The organism is Natronosalvus vescus (assembly GCF_023973145.1).
Lineage (GTDB): Archaea > Halobacteriota > Halobacteria > Halobacteriales > Natrialbaceae > Natronosalvus > Natronosalvus vescus.
Window position 1 is genome coordinate 1,267,569 of the sequence record NZ_CP099546.1, and the last position, 19,558, is coordinate 1,287,126.

General features: G+C 63.1%; 15 protein-coding genes. 10 read left to right on the forward strand and 5 right to left on the reverse strand.

From position 1 onward, the window contains the following. Nucleotides 1-17: 17 nt before the first annotated feature. From NGM68_RS06130 to NGM68_RS06140, 3 genes are all read left to right on the forward strand, one after another. A complete protein-coding gene (locus tag NGM68_RS06130) occupies nt 18-1,184 on the forward strand; it encodes a coiled-coil domain-containing protein (RefSeq protein ID WP_252700759.1) in 1,167 nt (388 codons plus the stop codon). A gap of 68 nt (nt 1,185-1,252) precedes the next feature. Beyond that, entirely contained in the window at nt 1,253-2,239 is a 987-nt protein-coding gene (gene mvaD / locus NGM68_RS06135; protein WP_252700760.1) for a phosphomevalonate decarboxylase MvaD, read from the forward strand. A gap of 414 nt (nt 2,240-2,653) precedes the next feature. After that, the gene (locus tag NGM68_RS06140; protein WP_252700761.1) at nt 2,654-3,871 is read left to right on the forward strand and encodes an NAD(P)/FAD-dependent oxidoreductase; all 1,218 of its coding nucleotides are present in this window, start codon (nt 2,654-2,656) and stop codon (nt 3,869-3,871) included. A 26-nt stretch (nt 3,872-3,897) separates the two neighbouring features. Here NGM68_RS06140 and fen read toward each other — a convergent pair whose 3' ends face one another. Next, nucleotides 3,898-4,875: a flap endonuclease-1 gene (gene fen / locus NGM68_RS06145; RefSeq protein ID WP_252700762.1), complete on the reverse strand. Its 978-nt coding sequence runs from the start codon at nt 4,873-4,875 to the stop codon at nt 3,898-3,900. A gap of 113 nt (nt 4,876-4,988) precedes the next feature. Beyond that, on the reverse strand, nt 4,989-5,618 hold the full coding sequence (locus NGM68_RS06150) for a GNAT family N-acetyltransferase (RefSeq protein WP_252700763.1): 630 nt from the start codon (nt 5,616-5,618) through the stop codon (nt 4,989-4,991). 153 nt (nt 5,619-5,771) lie between these two features. Here NGM68_RS06150 and NGM68_RS06155 point away from each other — a divergent pair, with 153 nt between their 5' ends. Beyond that, nucleotides 5,772-6,326 carry a hypothetical protein gene (locus NGM68_RS06155; RefSeq protein ID WP_252700764.1) on the forward strand — a complete coding sequence of 185 codons (555 nt, stop codon included), beginning with the start codon at nt 5,772-5,774 and terminating at the stop codon, nt 6,324-6,326. 99 nt (nt 6,327-6,425) lie between these two features. Here the strand turns inward: NGM68_RS06155 and NGM68_RS06160 are convergent, their stop codons facing one another. Then, nucleotides 6,426-7,508: a TrmB family transcriptional regulator gene (locus tag NGM68_RS06160; protein WP_252700765.1), complete on the reverse strand. Its 1,083-nt coding sequence runs from the start codon at nt 7,506-7,508 to the stop codon at nt 6,426-6,428. Between the two features lie 51 nt (nt 7,509-7,559). Further along, a complete protein-coding gene (locus NGM68_RS06165; RefSeq protein WP_252700766.1) occupies nt 7,560-9,725 on the reverse strand; it encodes an alpha-amylase family glycosyl hydrolase in 2,166 nt (721 codons plus the stop codon). A 123-nt stretch (nt 9,726-9,848) separates the two neighbouring features. Here NGM68_RS06165 and NGM68_RS06170 point away from each other — a divergent pair, with 123 nt between their 5' ends. After that, complete coding sequence (locus NGM68_RS06170) at nt 9,849-11,864, forward strand: DUF7997 domain-containing protein (RefSeq protein ID WP_252700767.1); 2,016 nt, start codon at nt 9,849-9,851, stop codon at nt 11,862-11,864. Between the two features lie 150 nt (nt 11,865-12,014). After that, nucleotides 12,015-12,521, forward strand: a complete 507-nt coding sequence (locus NGM68_RS06175; RefSeq protein ID WP_252700768.1) for an HPP family protein — start codon at nt 12,015-12,017, stop codon at nt 12,519-12,521. A 144-nt stretch (nt 12,522-12,665) separates the two neighbouring features. On the opposite strand, the gene NGM68_RS06180 is transcribed toward NGM68_RS06175, so the two are convergent. Further along, entirely contained in the window at nt 12,666-13,796 is a 1,131-nt protein-coding gene (locus NGM68_RS06180; RefSeq protein ID WP_252700769.1) for an ABC transporter ATP-binding protein, read from the reverse strand. A 484-nt stretch (nt 13,797-14,280) separates the two neighbouring features. On the opposite strand from NGM68_RS06180, the gene NGM68_RS06185 reads away from it, so the two are divergent. The 4 genes from NGM68_RS06185 (at nt 14,281) to NGM68_RS06200 (ending at nt 19,542) form a co-directional block, all read left to right on the forward strand. Next, the gene (locus tag NGM68_RS06185; RefSeq protein ID WP_252700770.1) at nt 14,281-15,597 is read left to right on the forward strand and encodes an extracellular solute-binding protein; all 1,317 of its coding nucleotides are present in this window, start codon (nt 14,281-14,283) and stop codon (nt 15,595-15,597) included. Between the two features lie 14 nt (nt 15,598-15,611). Next, nucleotides 15,612-16,610, forward strand: a complete 999-nt coding sequence (locus NGM68_RS06190) for a carbohydrate ABC transporter permease (RefSeq protein WP_252700771.1) — start codon at nt 15,612-15,614, stop codon at nt 16,608-16,610. Then, complete coding sequence (locus tag NGM68_RS06195; RefSeq protein ID WP_252700772.1) at nt 16,610-17,683, forward strand: sugar ABC transporter permease; 1,074 nt, start codon at nt 16,610-16,612, stop codon at nt 17,681-17,683. Before NGM68_RS06190 ends, NGM68_RS06195 begins: the two co-directional genes overlap by 1 nt. 92 nt (nt 17,684-17,775) lie before the next feature. Beyond that, nucleotides 17,776-19,542, forward strand: a complete 1,767-nt coding sequence (locus NGM68_RS06200; RefSeq protein WP_252700773.1) for a glycoside hydrolase family 13 protein — start codon at nt 17,776-17,778, stop codon at nt 19,540-19,542. Nucleotides 19,543-19,558: the final 16 nt, after the last annotated feature.

A 19,558-nucleotide genomic window follows, 5' to 3' on the forward strand; every position in this document is an offset into this window, starting at 1 on the left:
AGCCCGATCACCCACTCATGACCACACAGAACGAACCACTCACGAGACCGCACGAATCACACAACCGGTTCGACGATGCCGTACTGGATGCATTACTCGCCGAACTCAGAACCGACGAAGGCGGTGCCAAACGGGACGCGCTCAGGCGCGCGCTGAACATCGACGCCAGCACCAGCAACGAAGTACGACTCGACACTGTCGAGTCGACGCTGCTCGAACTCGAATCCTACACCGACGCACTGGCCGACTTCCTGGATGAGAACGGGACGGCAGAGACCGTCCTCGCCGACGTTCAGGACGGGCTCGAGGAAACGACCGCGGCGATCGACGTGCTTCGCGAGGCAACGGACGACCTCGAGTCCACGGACGAGACGCTCGCGATTCGAATCGACACGCTCGGGGAGACGGTAGCCGAGGTCGGATCGACGCTCGACCCGCTCGAGGACGCGGTTGCCGACCTGCGATCGGCGTTCGACACGGTACGTGACGAGGTCGGGGCGTCGATCGACGACGTTGACGCTACAATCGAGACGCTTGCTGACGATCTGCAGGAGACGACCGAACGGCTGGAACAGGTCGAACGCGATCAGGCGGCGATCGACGATCGGATCGACCTCGTCGACGACCGGAGAGCAGCCGACCGGGCGGAACTCGAAGCCCAACTCAATGCGCGTGTGGCGGACGTCACCGATCGCCTCGATGGACTCGAGGCTGACCTCCACTCACATCTCGATCTCCGGCTCAGCGAGTTTCGCCAGGAAGTCCGTGCGGAACTCGCCGACCAGGAGGCGTTGCTCGCGAACGATCTCGAGGAAACGGTCGAGACCCGTGTCGAGAAACGAGTCGAGGAGACGGAGACCACACTCGAGCAACAGCTGGCAGAAACCGAGGCCGACCTCCACGACCGCGTCGACGATACCGGCGACCGGCTACAGTCGGTCGTCGACGACCTCGAGGCGGACTTCCAGCACGAGATTGAGACCGTCGTGGATGACTTCGAGGGTGACCTGGAAACCGTCGAAGCGGATCTCGAGGACACAGTGGACGACCGACTCGAGGCGGTCGATGCCACCCTGGACGATGAAACCGAGGCGCTCGATGAGCGGATCGCCGACCTCGAGGCGGCGAAAGCCGAGGCCGAGGCGTGGCGGTCGTCGTTGCAGTCGGCCTTCGGTTCCGAGTGAACGCGAGCCACACGGCCGCCCACTCCGATGCCGTGACCTTTAAGCGGTCGTCACACACCTGTGGGGGTATGAAAGCGACGGCGATGGCCCACCCGATCCAGGGTCTCATCAAGTACCACGGGATGCGCGACGACATCGAGCGACTCCCGTATCACGACAGCATCAGCGTCTGCACCGCGCCGAGTCACACCCGCACCACCGTCGAGTTCTCGATGGACTACGACGAGGACGTCTACGTCGTCGACGGCGAGGAACTCGAGGGTCGCGGCTTCGAGCGCCTCGAGGCGGTCGTCGACAAGGCGCGCAACATGTCCGACGCGGCTCACACCGTCTACCCCGTCCGCATCGAGAGCGAGAACAGCTTCCCTTCGAACGTCGGCCTCGGCTCGTCGTCGTCCGGCTTCGCGGCGGCCGCTAGAGCCCTCGCGGAGGCCGCGGAACTCGACGCCTCCCTCCAGGACATCTCGACCATCGCCCGCGTCGGCTCGGCGTCGGCCGCGCGTTCGGTGACCGGGGCGTTCTCCCAGCTGTACACCGGCCTGAACGACGAGGACTGTCGGTCCCGACGCGTCCCGAGCAACCTCCACGAGGAGCTGAAGATCGTCGTCGGCCTCGTTCCGTACCACAAGGAGACCGAGGACGCCCACGACGAGGCCGCGGACAGCCACATGTTCCAGGCGCGAAACGCCCACATCCACGGCCAGATCGCGAAGATGCGCGACGCCCTCCGCAACGACGACTTCGACCGGGCGTTCGAACTCGCGGAACACGATTCGCTGTCGCTGGCGGCGACGACGATGACCGGCCCCGAGGGCTGGGTGTACTGGCAACCCGCCACGCTGGCCATCTTCAACAAGGTTCGCGAACTCCGCGAGGAAGAAGACATCCCGGCGTACTTCTCGACAGATACCGGTGCCAGCGTCTACGTCAACACCACCGAGGAACACGCCGAAACGGTCGAGGAGGCCATCGCCGAGACCGGCGTCTCGACCACCACGTGGGGCGTCGGCGGCCCAGCGCGGTTACTCGAGGACGAGGACGACCACCTGTTCTAGAACCCACCTTTTGCACTGTCGTCCGGAAGACGCGACGCGTCTTCCGTGATCACGAGACGGCTGCGCCGTCTCGAACGACGTTCTGGCTCACCACCGGCAGCGTTGCTGCCGTACGGATCGCCGTCACTCGGCAAAAGCTGGACCAAAAGCATTCCTCGCTCCCGGTGGTCGCTCGTCAGCACGCTCATTCACTGCGTTCATTCGCGGTGAAAGTCGGTGTACTTTCCTGCCCTTCCCTGGGTCGCGAACCGTCGCCAGCGGGGGCGACGGTTCACTCCCGGCCACCACTGCGGCTGCTGTTTCGTTTCCGGTCAGTGCCGTTTGTACGATTCGGTTTCCTCCAGCCTCGAGCAACTCACCACCGCCGTCACTCGAGCACACTGGAACTTTACCCCTCGCGTCCCAACCACCGGTATGGACGTCCTCGTACTCGGCGCAGGATACGCCGGGCTGACACTCACGCGGCTCCTCGAGCGTGAGATTCCGGACGACGTCGACATTACCCTGGTCGATGAGTCCCCAGCCCATCTGATCCAGCACGAACTCCACCGAGCGATCCGCCGACCTGATGTGGCAGACGAGATCACGATCCCACTGGCGGACGCGGTCGACCGAGCGGCCGTCCGAACTGCTCGCGTCGAGAGTGTTGACACGGACGACCGATCTGTCCACCTCGAGTCCACGGACGAAACGCTCGAATACGACGTGTGTGCCATCTGTCTCGGCGCCGAAACCGCCTTCCACGGCCTCGAGACCGTCCGCGAGCACGCGATCCCGCTGAAACGACTCCATCACGCCGAAATGATTCGGGAGCGAACGCTCGAGTCTCTGGAACGATATCACGCGGGTGAAACCGCCCACCTCGTCGTCGGCGGTGCCGGTCTCTCCGGGATCCAGGTCGCCGGCGAACTCGCCGCCGTGCTCGAGGAGGACGGAATCGATCTCGCATCCACCGACCGGGCATCGGTCACGCTCCTGGAACAGTTCGACACCGTTGCCCCGTCGTTCCCGCCCGAATTCCAGCGCGCGGTAACTGACACGCTCGAAGGCCAGGGTGTCACCCTTCGACCGAATGCGACCGTGATTGGGGCGGATGCGAGATCAGTCACTGTCGAGCTATCAGGTGATGGGAGGCAGTCGGAGACGCTGCCGGCAGACGTCCTCGTCTGGACTGGGGGCATCCGCGGCCCGGCGGCCCTCGACGGCGAGCGACCGGTCGTCAGACGCGACCTTCGTCTCGAAGATCGCACGTTCGTCGTCGGTGACGCCGCACGCGTCGTCGACACCCACGGTGAAGCTGTCCCGGCGAGCGCCCAATCGGCGGTCAGGGAGGCCCGCGCCGTCGCGGAAAACGTCGCCCGACTCGTCGACTACGAGCGCGAAGGCGGCCTGTTCGAGCCGCGACTCGAAGGCTTTCGATTCGAGTCTCCCGGCTGGCTCGTCTCGGTGGGTGACGACGCGGTCGCCCAGGTTGGCCCATCGGTGTTCACCGGCAACGCGGCGAAGGCCCTCAAAACGACCGTCGGCGTCGGTTACCTCTCCTCGGTCGGTGCGATCCGGGAGGCAGTCGACCTCGTCCAGCGGGAGTTCGTCGAGGACGCCGAGCGGGGCGACTCTTCCTCGAGACGGTAAAAAATTCGACGGACGGATCTACGGTCTCACGTCCACTTGTCCAGTCCGGTCTGGACGACGCTCGCTTCGATCCGCTCGAAGCCGCGCTCGACCTCACCTTCGTCGACCCCCCACTCGTCGACGACGTAGGCACGGGCGGCCTCGAGATCCGGTTCCATCGTCGTCTCGTACTCGTAGTCGTCGGTGACGTTCGGGTTACGAAACAGCTGACGGACGCGGTCGGCGTGCTCGACGTGCTCGCCGCGGGCCTCGAGGACGCTCCAGAGATCGCCGTGTTCGGCGATGGCCGAGAGCGCCGTCTTCGGGCCGATGCCGTGGACGCCCTCGTTGAAGTCCGTCCCGATCAGGATGGCCGCGTCGATCAGTTGTTCGAGGGTGAGGTCGTGGGTGGCGAGAGTTGCTGCGAGATCCATCAGTTCGGGATCGCCCTTGCTCGTGAGCTGTCGGAGCGTGTAGGGCGCGCCAAAGAGGAGCGCGTCGTAGTCCTCCGAGCCGACGTAGTCGACATCCCCTCGTCGGGCCATGTGTGCCGCCTGCGCTTCACCCTCTGCGGGTGCCTCGACGATCGGCACGTCGAGCAGCCGAAAGAGTTCCCGGCTGGTCTCCTGGATCGTCGGCGTCAGCCGCTGAGTTCGTGATTCGAGTTGGGCAATTGCAACCGCATCCCCCTCCTCGCGCGCGCGCTCGAGCTGTGCCTCGTAGCTCTCGCGTTGTTCGCGGCGCGATTCGATTTCGTCTGCTTTCAGCTCCGAGGGGCCGCCGTCGAAGACCATCACGGGGACGATGTCGTGTTCGAAGAACTTGGGGAGTCCCTGGATGATCCCGATCAGGTTGGCGACCTCCGTCCCGTCCGCGGTCGTGTACTTCTCGCTCGAGGTCCACTTGACCGTCGTGGTCAGATACCGGTAGAGCCAGTTGTGGGTGTCGACGGCGACGACGCCCTCGACGTCGTCGAACGGCACGTCCTCGATGACGGCGATGTCGCGTAAGGCTGCGTTTCCCATTGGGTCGTCTTTCGCAGGAGAGGGATTTGAAACGTTCCCTCCTCGGTGGCGCTTGGGCCGCTTGGCCTGGGTGTGCTATGGCCGTTCGCTCTCGCTGACGCTCTCGTCTCCGGCTAACTCGTATTAACGTCGTACGGCCGCCCGGGTGGCCCGTCCTCGAGTCGCCGCTCCAGAAACGATCGTTCGCCGTCGGTGAGGTCGCGTTCTGCAAATCGCTCGAGGCCGCGCCGATAGATCCCTTCTGCTGACTCGCTGGGGTAGGCGAGGACGAGTTCGGCGAGGCCGGTCGTCTCCCCGGTGAAACCGAATCCGGCCTTCCAGAGGGCATCGTAGGCGTATGGGTTGTTCACTGCAATTTTCAGCCCGTCGTAGCCGCGCTCGAGCGCGGCGTCACGGACGAACGCAATCAATCGAGGCCCGAGTCCTCGTCCGCGCGCGTTACGGTCGACGGTGACGTATCGGAGCCAGAGTGTCGAGGGATCGGTTCGATCCTCGTTGAACGCGACTGCCCCAACGACATCGCGTTGATAGGGCAAGTCGGTCGCCGTACCTGCGGGATCGCGTTCGCCCGCCGGGTGGTCGACATCGATCGCCGTCGGATCAGACACGCGGGCTACCGCTTTCCCCGTGTTCGACATGACGAACTTCCCCGCGTAGCTGAAGCGTTCGTGGTGGAGTCGCAGGCGCGGCCCGTTCGGTGGCCAGCCACAAATCTCGAGCGTGACGTCCAGACTGTTCGACACGGGTGTTCGAGCCGTGTTTGGTTGGCTTCGCGTGAAAGGGTCTCGGTTCATCCCACTGGACACCCCTGAGGGTAGGTGATCGATGGGTGTCGGAAAGCGACAGGCGCGTCTGCCAACCCATCACTTTTACCATCGACCGTGGTAGCACCGGCCATGAGTAGCGATACGGACACCACAACGGAGGTCGGTATCGACGGTCGTCTTGGCTGGCCAATCAGCGGTGCAATAGGTGGCGCTATCGGCGCGCTTGCCTTTGGACTGCTCGTCTGGCTGGTCGATCCCGCGGTCATCGAGACGACGATCCCCGGTGCCTACGGCCTCGAGTCCACGGGCCTCGTCGGCTGGGCGATCCAGCTGGTTCACGGTGTCGTTCTGGGCTTGCTCTTTGCCTTCGTCGTCACCCGTCAGTCGATACTGGGCGTGCTTCGGACGTCCGTCGAGACGGACGTCCTCGCCCGGACGAGTTTGGCGGCTCGACTGGCCGCGGCGGGGTTCGTCTTCGGCCTCGCTGTCTGGGCAGTGCTCCCCGTCATCTTGTTACCCGTCGTTGCCGGCGTTATTGGTGCCGAACAGGCCGCGGAGTTCCCCGGTCTCGCGGCTGAAGGGCTCGTCGGACACCTGCTGTTCGGTACCGTCCTGGGGGTCGTCTTCGCGCTCACGACTGATCTCTCCGGACGAACCTCGAAAGACGTGCTCGAGGACTCCTGATCGGGCTACACCCGAATACGTGAGCCGAACGTGCTCAGCGACACTCGAGGGTGTGATGCCGTCACATTCTGACACTCGAGCGCGTCAGACTGATCTCGCTCAGTCGAGTGACTCGAGCGTGACCGACTTCGTCTCGTAATCCTCGACGAACGCGCCTTCGCCACCCAGCGTGACGATCTGGCCACCGTCTTCGTTCTCGTCTGTCTCCTGGTCGTCCGGTATCTCGACGATCAGCGCGTTCTCGACGGCGAACGTATCCCGCGTCGGCTCGAGGAGACTCTGTCGCACTCCGACGAGTTGCCCCTCGATGGTTGCGTAGTCGTCCGTTCTAACTGGCCGGGCCTCCGCCCGAATCGCCACTTCGTTACCGGCCTCGAGGTGGAGCGTCGCCTCCAGCACGGCGTGGCGGAAGTCGGTGTAGGTCTGCGGGAGCGTGGACGGTTCGGTGACGTACACCTGCTCGGCCATCGGCCAGTAGTTCCCGAAGAACGAGCCGACGATGATCGGCACGAGCTGGGCCTGCGAGATTGCGATCCCCTGCTTGCCGGAGTTCGATCGGAGGAGCATCTCCCCAGGAGCGAACAGGCCGAGTCGTCGATCCGTGGTGGCGATCATCGGCGCGTTCTCTCCCCAGACCCGAACGACGCTCGCTATGCCCTCGAATCGTTCGGCAGGGAGCGTATCGTTGCCACTGACGAGCAAGATGACGAGAACCCCACGGTCGACCGTCTCGCGTAGCTCGTCTTCGATCTCCTCGAGTAGCGACGCCGGCACCGACAGCGTCACCTCCTCGTTGGCCCGCTCGAGGAGTTCGGTGATTCGCTTCATGATCGTGGTGCGGGTCTTGATGACCTCGAACTCCCGTTCCTGTTCGGTGACGTTTCCGTACCGGGTGGTCAGTTCCGGCTCGAGTGACTGCAGGTCGTTCGTGAGCGAGGCGACGACCTCCTCGGGCGGGTTCGCCCTGATCGTCGTCGGTACGACGTGATCGATGACGTCGACGAATCCCCGCTCGTCGAGCTTCTCGCTGACGCTGTAGACGTAGCGTTTCGAGACGCCGGCGTCGTCGGCGACCGTGCTCGCTTTGGCTTCCCCGTGTTCGAGAATAGTGAGATACGTATCGACTTCCTTCTCCGAGAGACCGAGTTGTCGGAGATGAGCCGCTAACGTCGCGTCGTCCATAGGGTGTGTACGCAGGTCAGGTACAATGAGTGTTCTGTCATCCGATGGGAATTACGTCCGTTCGGCTTCGCTCGAACTGTCAGTCTCCGTCGAGACGCGTGCGTCCTCGACCGGTTCGGCAATCTCGAGGACGCAGACGTCGTCGACGCGCATCGTTGTCCCCTCACGGTCGGTCTCGAGGGTAACCGGTTCGCCAGTGACGAGATCAGTCGTCTCGAGCACGCTGTCGACGGTGACGGTCGCCGTCCCGTCACCAAAGTGAAGGAAGACGGCGAGACGTTGCTCGTCGGTTTCCCGTGTGAAGGCAACGGCGGCGTCGGTGTCGGCGTCGTACGTGAGGTCGTCGAGGTCGCCACGGGAGAGCGCCGGGTTGGTGCGACGCGCAGCGACGAGACGGCGGTGAAACGCCGTCGATTCGCCGTCCCCTTCCCAGGGCATCGGCTGGCGGTAGTCGGTCGCGCCTCGTTCTTGCCCGTAGTAGATCATTGGCACCCCGGGGAGAGTGAGCACGGCCGCGGCGGCCGCCCGCTGGGCGTCGGAACCACAGACGTCGAGATAGCGCGGTTCGTCGTGGTTCTCGATGTAGCGCATGTGGAGCGACCAGTCGGGAAACGCCTCCTGCGCTGGCGTGCGTACCGCTTCGAGGATCGCATCGGCCGGCGTTTCTCCCTTGCCGACCTCGAGCAGTGTCCAGTACAGCGTCGTGTCGTAGTGGACGTCGAACTCGGCTTCGGCGTAAGCCGGGTCGCGTGGAATCGTCTCGTCGAGCAGGAGAAACTCGCTGTCTCGGGCGTTGAGGCGGTCGGACACTTCCTTCCAGAAGCCGTGTGGGACGCCCCAGGCGACGTCACACCGGTAGCCGTCGACGACGTCGGCCCACTCGTCGATGACCTCGAGCATGAACGCGCGTGCCGAGAGCGAGTCGTAGTTGACGTTCGGGATGCCGTGCCAGTTGAAGTAATACTGCGCGACCTCCGTCCCGTCGTCGGGGAGGTACCGGTGTGGCGGGCCGTCCGCGTCGCGTCCACCCTCGAGATCCGGTTCACTCAGGTGGCTCCCCGCGAGCGACTCCCAGACGTACCAGTCGGCGTATCCCTCGACGCCCGCCGCGCTCAGGTCGAAGTGGGCGTGCTCGCGGGCGGTGTGGTTGATCACCAGGTCGAAGACGACCTTGATGCCGGCCTCGTGACAGCGGTCGACGAACGACTCGAACGCCTCTCGCGAGCCGAGATCCGACGCGGTATCGAAGTAGTCCGTCGTGTGATAGCCGTGGGTCGTCGGACTCTCGATGATGGGCGTCAGCCAGAGGCAGTCGACGCCGAGTGACTCAAGGTAAGGTACGCGTCGCTCGAACGACTCGAACGTCGCCTCGTCGGTGAACGAGCGGACGAACACCTCGTAGACGACGGCGTCTCGAATCCACTCGGGCGGGTCGTTCACTCGGTCGACCGCGCCGTCGGGGCCGACGGCCACACAGTCGGCGACGCTGTGACGTTCGCCGACGGCGACGGCGTGTACGCGAACGGGCTCGCTGATGGCGTCGAGCGTCGTGAGCGATAGCCTGGCGGTCGTTCCCTCGACCTCGAGTGCAGTGTCCGAGAGGGTGTCTCGGTCGTCGACGTAGAACTCGACGGCCAGTTCGTCGTCGCCATAGTCGCTATCGGTACCTGCCTCCGTCGCTGCCGTGATCACGACCGCGTCGTCCTCGACGCCGCCATCGAGGTGGATTCGCGGTCGGCCAGGTCCCGGAACTGTCCTGTTCGTCCAGACGTCGCCCTCGCTGCCCTCGTCGCGGATGAACCCGTGGCGATGGTCTCCGGGTGGGAGGTCGACGTCGTACACGTAGGTTCCGTCCTCGAGTTGTGGTCGATCGCGGCCGGCGAGGTGGTCGTTGAACGGGCCGATGATCGACACGTCCTCGGGGTCGTGTTCCGGGAGTTCGTCGCGATCCAGTTCGAATGTCGTCTGTCGACGGACATCCGGGAAGACGCGGAGGCGCTGGGAGGCGGATCCGGCCGGCCCCTCGAGTTCGAAGCGATAGATGCCCGGTGCGTCGGGTTCGACGTGCCCGACCGGCCCCACTGGCGCTTCGAGTGTGCTGTCTGCCGGTTTCTCGAGGAGAGACCACCGGTACGTTGCCGCCGGATCTGGGGTGCGAGGCGCGAGTTCGACCGTCTCGCCGACGGCAGCGAACCGCGGTGGCCCGGGATGGTGCATACGTAGCCATTTCACCCTCGACGCTTACGCCTTAGGACTCCGGGAAGCGTTCTCGAACCGGCCGATGAGGTGTGAACTAATTTTACAACAAATTTTTGTACCCACGCTTCCTCGTGTGCGTCAATGACGCTGCGCGCTGCGCTCGATGATTTCAAACGACACCAGGGGTCGCCGACGGTCTTTCCAGGCGAACGCCGGACGACGACGGGGCGGTTTTCGGGACTCTCGGGCCGAACGGTACACGTCGGTCGCGACGGCTCCCTGCGGGACTTTTCCTACCCACTCACTGGTTGCTACGGGATCGACCGCTCCCGGTTTGGGGTTCGCCTCGATGGCGAGATTACCTGGCTCGAGTCCGTCGAGACGACTGGCCAGGCCTACGTCGGGGACACCGCCCTGATCGAGACGACGTTCGCCGGCGACGGGTTCGAACTCGAGCGCCTGGATCTGACGCTCGAGAATCACCACTTCACGCACGTGACCGTCACCGAGGGGAGGGTAGACGACCTGGCAGTCTTCGTCTCGTTCGCCCCCGGCGGTCGGGACGAACGGATCGGTCAACTCGTCTACGACGAGCCGGGCGTCGTCGAAGTGTACCACCGCGACGAACACGACTTTCTGACGAGTGCCCCCTCCTTCGAGAGCGTCGCGGGACAGCTTCCAGAACGCCTCCACGACGTACTCGACCCCGAGCCAGCGGTGTATCCGAACGGCGACGAAACGGGCCAGTACGAAGACGGTCGGCTCGGCGGCTACGTTCTCGGGTTCGTCCCGTTCGACGACGGAAGCGCGACCGTGCTCTCGTCGCTCGAGGATCGCCCCGATTCAGCTGCCGTCGTCGACGACCTCGCCGATACCGTCGTCGAGTGCAGCGATGCCGCCGCACTCCGTGAAGCCGCACCATCGATTTCGCGCTCCCCGGCCGACAGTGCGCCCGACACCGTCGTCGAGGATCTTCGCGTCCTGGGTGTTCTCTCGAGCGAACGCGGGAGCCGGATGGCCGGCCCCGACTTCGATCCTCACTACGAGTACTCCGGCGGCTACGGCTACACCTGGTTCCGCGACGACGCCGAAATCGCCCGATTCCTCCTCGAGAGCGAACCGATTCTCGACCTCGACCTCGAGACGACCCACGAGCAAAGCGCTGCCTTCTACGCCGACGTCCAGTGTGACGACGGCACCTGGCCACACCGCGTCTGGCCCGACGACGGAACGCTCGCACCGGGGTGGGCGAACGACCGGATCGGCGGCAGCGGGGTCGACTATCAGGCCGATCAGACCGCGAGCGTCCTCTCGTATCTGGCGGGCTACGCGGCCACCAGCGACGATCGGGCGAACGAGGTCGAACCCGTCATCGAGCGCGCTCTCGACGGTCTCGACGATACGCTGGCCGAGGACGGGCTCCCGATCACGTGCCAGAACGCCTGGGAGAACATGGCCGGGCGGTTTACCCACACTTCGGCGACGTTCTTACACGCCTACTCGGTCGTCGCGACCGCGCCGGTCGACACCGACCTTCGCGATCGAAGCGCCGACCACGCCCGGGCCGTCTATCGCGGTCTCGACCGTCTCTGGGACGACGACCGTGGGGTGTTCGCGCTCCGCGAACACACGGATGCTGACGGGACGGTGCGCCTCGATGCGCGCCTCGACTCGAGCACCTTCGCCCTCGTCGACGCACACGAGGCGTTCGCCGAGATCGGGACAGTCGACGAGCAACGGCGCGACCGCCTTCGCCAGCACGTCGACGCCACCCTCGAGGGACTCTTTCGGGAGACTGACGCGATCGCGGGCCTGATCCGGTTCGAGGGTGACGACTGGCGCACCCGTACACAGTCGGCGGAGAAAGTCTGGACGGTCTCGACGGCGTGGGGTGCCAACGCCGCGGTCGCCGCCGCGCAGTTCTTCGAGGACGACGACTACTTCGAGGCGGGTCGAGAACTCCTCGCGGAACTACTCCCCGGTGGCAGTCTGTGTCTCGAGTCGGGCTATCTCCCCGAGCAGGTATTCGACGACGGAACGCCAGACAGCGCGACGCCGCTCGGGTGGCCCCACGCGATTCGACTGGCGACGGTCGCGCAGTTACTCGAGGCCGGAGAGTACGATGCCGTCTCGCAGGTTCGAGCGATGTCCGACTGAGCGCACGGGGACTCGATACCGATCGCCGTACTCCCGACGGATAGGACGGAAACCATCAGTGAATTGAGCGCCTCAGCGGCGTTCTGTTGGTGTCTTCCTGCCCAACGCTCGATCGGTGAGGCTTTATCGGTTCCGTGGCGAGCGTCACCAATGAGACGGCGCGTTGGCACCAGCCTGTATGCTGGGCTGTTGTTCACCGTCCTCGGGGCCGTCGCGTGGATCAGCGGCCAGCCGTTCATCTTCCCGAGTCTCGGCCCATCGGCGTTCATCCTCGCGTTCGACCGTCGCAGCGAGCGCACGCGGACGTACCGCATCGTCGGCAGTCACCTCATCGGTGGGGTCGCCGGATTGCTCGCGTTCACACTGCTCGCGAACGGCGTGTCGATCACGCAGACCCCACCAGCGTACTCGCCGGAGGGGTTCTGGCTCACTACGAGCGCCGTCGTCTCAATCGTGCTCACCACCTGGGCGATGATCGCGACCGATACGATTCATCCACCCGCCTGTGCTACGACACTGATCGTCTCGCTCGGCTTGCTCTCGACACCGACACAGGTCGCCATCATCGTCGTGAGTATCGTGATCCTCGTCGAGTTCCACGCGGCCGTCCTCGCCGTCTTCAAATCGTTCGTTGACGACGAGCCACCACACTACTGATTCTCGTCGCTCGTGGCGTGCCGGAGGGGAACACATTGTGCGGATCGCTCTGCGACTGAGTGCGAGAGTGGAAATAGAGCGAGAACGTGACCGGAAAGAGAGTAAGAACGAGAGCGAGAATACCGCTCGCAGAGAGCCGATCGATTACGCTTCCGGGGGCGTGATCGTCTGATCGCTGTGGTGGAGCAACGATTCGCCTGTTTCGACGTCGAACAACCGGATCTTCGACTCGTCGAACGTGATTTCGATCCGCTCGCCGACGTTCGGTTTGATGTCGGCGTTGACGCGAGCGATGAACCCCTCCTGAATCTCGAGGTAGAGGTAGTTGTCGCTGCCGACCGGTTCGAGGACGTCCACGGCCGTTTCGATGCCGTCGGAACCGGGGTCGGCCACGTAGACGTCCTCGGGTCGAATGCCCATGGTAACCGTCTGGCCGTCCGCAACGTCGAGGTCGTTCGCGTACGCCTGTGAAAGCGAGTACCGGAAGTCCTCCCCGTCGGTCAGCACGATCGAGTTGCCCGATGGTCGAGCAGCGAGCTCGAGGAAGTTCATCGACGGCGAGCCGACGAAGCCGCCAACGAACTCGTTCGCGGGCTTGTCGTAGACCTCGGTCGGCGCGCCGATCTGTTGGAGTTCGCCGTCGCGCAGGATGACGATTTTATCGCCCATCGTCATCGCCTCCTCCTGGTCGTGGGTCACGTAGACGGCGGTGATCCCGAGTTCGTCCTGGAGCCGCTGAATCTCGGCGCGCATCGTCGTCCGCAGCTTCGCGTCGAGGTTACTCAGTGGCTCGTCGAACAGGAAGAGTTTGGGTTCACGAACGATCGCCCGACCGAGGGCAACCCGTTGTTTCTGCCCGCCCGACAGCTCGTCGGGTTTCTGCTCGAGCAGTTCCTCGATGCCCATCATCTCGGCCGCCCACTGCACTTTCTCCTTTCGCTTCGCTTTGGAGAGGTTCGTACTCATTCGGAGGCCGAACTCCATGTTCTGGAAGACCGTCTTGTGCGGGTACAGCGCGTAATTCTGGAACACCATTGCGATGTCCCGATCCCGGGCGCTCTGTTTGGTCACGTCTTCGTCGCCGAGGTAGATCGACCCCTGGGTCGGTTTTTCGAGACCGGCGATCATCCGCAAGGTCGTCGTTTTTCCACACCCCGACGGCCCAACGACGGTAACGAACTCGCCGTCCTCGACCTCGAGATTGACGTCGTCGACTGCGACGATCGTTCCGCGATCGAACTCCTTTCGGAGATTCTCTACTCTCAGACTCGCCATTTCCTAGGTGTGGGCGAATCGTACATATAATTCTTTTCCTCGATTACGAACGATTGATGCACTATTTCGTAGTACTTTTATCAGGGACGATGAGACGGATGGCATAATCAAAGTGAAACGGACATGGGGCCTCGACGTGGTTGCGTTCCGTTTCCTGCCTCGTGTCGCAGTACGCGTCGTACACACGTATGGAATAGTACACCGTATGACACGTATGTGTACCTCTCCACGATGGTGGACGGTGCGAGTATCCGGGGTCGTCGCGAACGGCCTCCGCGGTCGAGAATCTAGTTCGCGGTGAACTCTCGAGGAAGATACCTGGCTCCCGTTTTCAGCGCTCTCCTTGCTACAAACCGACAGCCATACCCAGGTTGGCCGAGTAGCATCTTCCCCATCAGAACTGCCTCATTACGGTAGTGGTTCACACACACATCCAAAGGACTAAATAGGTGAAGTTATAATTCATCACGTATTCACCATGGCAATGGATAGGAGAACGTTGGTGAAGTACCTGGCAGGCGCATCGGCGGCCGGTGCCCTCGCAGGATGTATCAGCACCGAAGAGCCCGACGACGGCAACGGCAACGGGAACGGGAACGGAGACGACGGGAACGGTGGCTCCGAAGACTACGAGGAGGACGAGGACTGGCCGACCGTCGAGCCCCAGGAAGGCGTCGACGGCGAGGCCGACATTTACCACTCCCTCTCGGAAGGTGAACGGGACGACTTCGAGGGGAACATCGACTCCTTTAACGACAGCTACGAAGCGACCATCCGACCGAACGAGGTCGCCGAGCTCGAGGAGACCATCACGGCCGACATCCCAGCGGGTGAAGGTCCGGAGATCCACCTGTGGGCACACGATTGGGTCGGCCGCGACTACGAGGCCGGCTTCCTCAGCGACCAGACCGATCGACTACAGATCGATCTCGACGAGTACTTCGTCCCAGGGGCAGCGGACTCTGTTCAGTACGATGGGGCGATCGTCGGACTCCCACACGCTGCCGAGACCGTCAGCCTGATCTACAACAAAGAGTACGTGGACGAAGCGCCGGAAACGTTCGAGGAGATGCGCGAGATCATGGACGAACACCACGACCCTGGCGGAGAGGGGACGTACGGGCTCTCGTACCCGCTCGACCCGTACTTCTACAGCTCGTGGGTGCACGGGTTCGGCGGCTACTACTACGACGACGACAGCGGCGAACTCGGCCTGACCAACGACGAGAGTGTCGAAGGCTTCGAGTTCATTAAGGAGGAGCTGTACGATCAGTACATGGCCGCTGACTGGGAGTACGACGCGCAGGCGGCGGTGTTCATGGAAGGGAACGCACCGTTCGCGTTCAACGGCCCGTGGTTCGTCGGTGACGTCGACTTCGAAGTCGGCGTGGCTCCGTGGCCCGAAGTCGATGGCCACACCCCGAGCCCGTACACCGGCATTCAGGTACTGTACTTCACGGCCGAAATGGAGGAAGATGACGACCGGGCGGACGCTGCAACCGCCTTCGCCGAGTGGTACACGACGAACACGTCGATCGTGTCCCAGATGGCCGATCAGCACGGCTACATCCCCGTTCACAATGCCTTCGTCCAGGACGACGAGGAGGCCGACGAACTGCCCGAGAACGTGCAGGGCTTCGCCCAGGCCGTCGAACAGGGTGTCCCGATGCCGACCAGTCCCGAGATGAACCAGGTCTGGGAGCCGGTCGAAGAGGAGTTCATCGCCGTTCTCAACGAGAACAAGTCGGCGGCTGAGGCAATGGCCGATGCCGAAGAGCGTATCCGAGACGCCTGGGACTGAAAACCACCTGACCAATGAGTCTTTCTTCAGCCGGAGAACGGTCGCGTGAGCGCTACCAGGAGGTAGTGCCGACGAACGTGCAAGCGTGGATCGACCGCAACGGCGCTGCGTTACTGGTACTGCCGGGACTGTTGCTGTTCTCCACGTTCATGTTTTTCCCCCTGCTGTATACGGTCTACCTGTCGCTGACGGACGCGACTCCGATGAACGTCTTCGCCGGCGATGGACTCCGCGGGGAAGAACAGTTCGTGTACACTGACATCCTCGGACTGCAACTGCCGCTCGGGAACTACGTCGAGGTGCTCGCGGATCCGGTGTTCTGGAACTCGATTGGTGTGACCTGGCTGTTCGTCGGCTTCAGCGTCCTGTTGAAAGTCGCCTTTGGGATCGCACTCGCGATGGTGTTGACGAGCGACCGCATCCGTGGCAAGCGCTACTTGCGTTCGATCGTCATCATCCCGTGGGCGCTCCCGCCGATTTTCACCATCACGATCTGGAGCGGTGTCTTTAGCTCAGCGCGATTCGGGCTGGCGAACCAGTTTCTCATCTGGCTCGGCTTCGAACACCAGGCGTTCTTCCAGGATCGATGGCTGGCGTTTACGACGTACCTCATCACCGAAATGTGGCTCGCGTATCCGTTCATGGTCATCATCACGGTAAGCGCGCTCCAGGCCGTTCCGGACGAACTCATTGATGCCGCAAAAGTCGACGGTGCTGGGTTCTTCCACCGATTCCTGAACGTCACCGCGCCAGCGATCAAGCGACCGGTGATGTTCGCGTCGATCCTGACGGCCGCCGCGTCCTTCCAGCAGTTCCTCATCCCGTACGTGTTCAACCGTGGCGGGCCCGGACGTGACAACGAACTCATTATCCTCTATGGCTACCGCGAAGCGTTCAGCTTCAACGAGTACGGGGCCGGAGCGGCGATTATGCTCACAGCTGTCGTGTTCATCGCGATATTCATGCTGATCGCCGTCTGGAAGGGCAACCTCGCCGAGGGGGTGAACAACTAATGTTAGGAGATATCGTCGGCAAGCGAATCCGCAACGACCTCGAGACAGCACTCAGCAAGCCCGCCGAGTTCCGTGCGGAAGTCGAGTACACGATCGACGGGGTGCGACGAGGGATCATCGATCCGAGAGACGTCGCCAAGACGGTACTCTCGACGATGGCCGTCCTGGCGTTCGTCTTCGTTCTCTTGCTCCCCGTTTACTGGATCCTGATCATCGCCCTGCAGGGCGAAGGAGCGACGCTGTACTCCACGGACAGTGCTGGACTCATCCCGCAGGAGTTCAACCTCGAGGCGTTCATCTGGGTGATCGGCGACATCGCCATCCCGGGTGCCGTCGTCAGCATCAGCCTGCCCTTCATCGACACGATCTACCTCTCGTGGCCGCGTATCGTGTTCTTCGACTCGAGCCCGTACGTCGACACGACGTCTGACTTCCCACGGTACTTCAGAAACAGCATGGTGGTCGGCGCGGCGACCGTCATCATCGCGCTGTCGGTCGTCGTTCCGGCGTCGTACGCACTCTCCCGACGCAAGTTCGTGGGACGGATGAAGCTGCTGTACGGGTACATCCTGTTCACACAGGTCGGTGGCGGCCTCGGAATCGCCGCACTCATCGCGCTGTACACGATCTTCGTCAGCTTCGGCGTCGCGAACAATCGGCTGATACTGGCGATCTACTACGCCGCGATGGCAGTCCCGTTCAACACCTGGCTGTTGAAGACGTACATGGACTCGATCCCGGTCTCCTACGAGGAGGCGGCGATCATGGACGGGGCTTCCCCGTTCCGCGTCGCCTGGGAGGTCGTCCTCCCGCTCGCGAAACCGGGCCTGGCGACGATCTTCATCTTCATCTTCCTCACCGGGTGGATGGAGTTCATCGTCGCCCAGCTGGTGTTGAGTCCCGAGAACTACACCCTGCCCGTCGGCCTGTTCATGCTGGTCGACACCTACTCGGTGCCGTGGGGTCGGTTCTCGGCGTTCGCGCTGGTGTACGCCTCGCCGATCGTCTTCATCTATCTCTTCGCCCAGCGCTACATCGAGGCCGGCCTCTCCTTCGGCGGCGTCGAAGGTTAACCGGCTCACGCGCTCCCGTTTTTCACTCACTACTCAGTTCCGTCCTCGAGTATCCAACAGATATAACGTTCAGTTGGTCGTCGTCCCAGGTGATGACTATCTCTCGAGCGGCCGTCCATCACCGGCCGAAGAGCAATTACGCCTACGCGTACGACGAATCGACCGTACACGTTCGGCTGCGTACGAAGCGCGGCGATGTCGACCGCTGTACGCTCCTCCACGGGGACAAGTTCGACTGGCCCGGAACCGCCTCCAGGACGCCCATGGAGCGCCTCGGAAGCGACGAACGTTTCGACTACTGGCAGGTCGCCGTGCAGCCGCCGTACCGACGCCTTTGTTATGCCTTCAGGCTCGAGGACGACGAGGAGGCGCTGTGGCTCACCGAGTGGGGGCTCGAGTCGGTCGACGAGAATGACTTTCCCACTGCTGGCGAACAGCGACCGTTGCACTACTTCGAGTTCCCGTTCGTGAACCCGGTCGACGTTCACGACCCCCCGGAGTGGGCCAAAGACGCCGTCTTCTACCAGCTCTTTCCCGAACGGTTCGCTAACGGTGATCCCGAGCGCAGCCCGAACAACGTTGAGGAGTGGGGCGGCCAGCCGAAACGGGACAACTTCTTCGGCGGCGACCTCCAGGGAATCATCGACAACCTCGACTATATAGCGAACCTCGGGGTGACCGCACTGTATCTGACGCCGGTGTTCGAATCGACGTCGAATCACAAGTACAACACGACCGACTACCTGCGGATCGACCCCCACTTCGGTGACGAGGAGACGCTGTGTCGGCTGGTAGATGAAGCCCACGACCGTGACATCCGCGTCATGCTGGACGCCGTGTTCAACCACTGTGGCCGGCAGTTCGAGCCGTTCCAGGACGTCTTGGAACACGGCGAGGAATCGGAATACGCCGACTGGTTCCACATCAAGGAGTTCCCCATCGAATTCGAGCCTCGTCCGAACTACGACGCCTTCGCGTTCGAGCCGTACATGCCGAAACTCAACACCGAGAACCCCGAGGTCAAATCGCACCTCCTCGACGTCGCCACCTACTGGATCGAAACCGCCGACATCGACGGCTGGCGACTCGACGTCGCCAACGAGGTCGACCACGAGTTCTGGCGAGAGTTCCGACGGGAGGTCAAGGTGATCAAACCCGAGACCTACATTCTCGGGGAAACGTGGCACGACTCGAGCGCCTGGCTGGAAGGTGACCAGTTCGACTCGGTGATGAACTACCCGTTCAGTTACGCGACCTACGACTTTCTGGCGACCGACGACATCGATGCGACCACGTTCGCCGAGAAGAACACCGCCTTCACGTTCCGGTACTCCGAGCAGGTCACTGACGTCCTCTTCAACCTCCTGAGCAGCCACGATACGCCGCGGATGCTTCACCGCTGTGACGGCGACGAAGACCGGCTCAGGTTGGCGTTTTTCCTCCAGTTGACTTCGCCGGGCACGCCGTGTCTCTACTACGGCGACGAGGTGGGTATGACCGGCGGCCACGATCCGGACTGCCGTCGAACGACGATCTGGGACGAAGACGAGCAAAATCGGGAGCTTCGATCGTTCGTCTCGGAACTCATCGATCTTCGACACGACCACCGTCCGCTTCGACGTGGACGGCTTCGATTCGACGAAGCGCAGTGTGGTGACGACCTGCTCGTGTACCAACGAGTGGGATCCGAGGCGACGGCCACCGTTGCAATCAACCGTGGCGCGGACGCGCTCGAGGTGCGCGTTACGGACGACGACGCGGAGTTGCTATTTACCGTCGGTGACACGTCTCTCGAGACCGAGAACGACACCTGGACGGTACCCGGTTCGTCGGGAGCCGTGTGGATCCAAAACGATTGAGTCGGTCGGCTCAGAT

Bases quoted from the DNA above. Each gene is read 5' to 3' on its own strand.
- NGM68_RS06130 (WP_252700759.1), top strand. From the start codon at position 18: ATGACCACACAGAACGAACCACTCACGAGACCGCACGAATCACACAAC.
- mvaD (WP_252700760.1), top strand. From the start codon at position 1,253: ATGAAAGCGACGGCGATGGCCCACCCGATCCAGGGTCTCATCAAGTAC.
- NGM68_RS06140 (WP_252700761.1), top strand. From the start codon at position 2,654: ATGGACGTCCTCGTACTCGGCGCAGGATACGCCGGGCTGACACTCACG.
- fen (WP_252700762.1), bottom strand. From the start codon at position 4,875: ATGGGAAACGCAGCCTTACGCGACATCGCCGTCATCGAGGACGTGCCG.
- NGM68_RS06155 (WP_252700764.1), top strand. From the start codon at position 5,772: ATGAGTAGCGATACGGACACCACAACGGAGGTCGGTATCGACGGTCGT.
- NGM68_RS06160 (WP_252700765.1), bottom strand. From the start codon at position 7,508: ATGGACGACGCGACGTTAGCGGCTCATCTCCGACAACTCGGTCTCTCG.
- NGM68_RS06165 (WP_252700766.1), bottom strand. From the start codon at position 9,725: ATGCACCATCCCGGGCCACCGCGGTTCGCTGCCGTCGGCGAGACGGTC.
- NGM68_RS06170 (WP_252700767.1), top strand. From the start codon at position 9,849: ATGACGCTGCGCGCTGCGCTCGATGATTTCAAACGACACCAGGGGTCG.
- NGM68_RS06175 (WP_252700768.1), top strand. From the start codon at position 12,015: ATGAGACGGCGCGTTGGCACCAGCCTGTATGCTGGGCTGTTGTTCACC.
- NGM68_RS06180 (WP_252700769.1), bottom strand. From the start codon at position 13,796: ATGGCGAGTCTGAGAGTAGAGAATCTCCGAAAGGAGTTCGATCGCGGA.
- NGM68_RS06185 (WP_252700770.1), top strand. From the start codon at position 14,281: ATGGATAGGAGAACGTTGGTGAAGTACCTGGCAGGCGCATCGGCGGCC.
- NGM68_RS06190 (WP_252700771.1), top strand. From the start codon at position 15,612: ATGAGTCTTTCTTCAGCCGGAGAACGGTCGCGTGAGCGCTACCAGGAG.
- NGM68_RS06195 (WP_252700772.1), top strand. From the start codon at position 16,610: ATGTTAGGAGATATCGTCGGCAAGCGAATCCGCAACGACCTCGAGACA.
- NGM68_RS06200 (WP_252700773.1), top strand. From the start codon at position 17,776: ATGACTATCTCTCGAGCGGCCGTCCATCACCGGCCGAAGAGCAATTAC.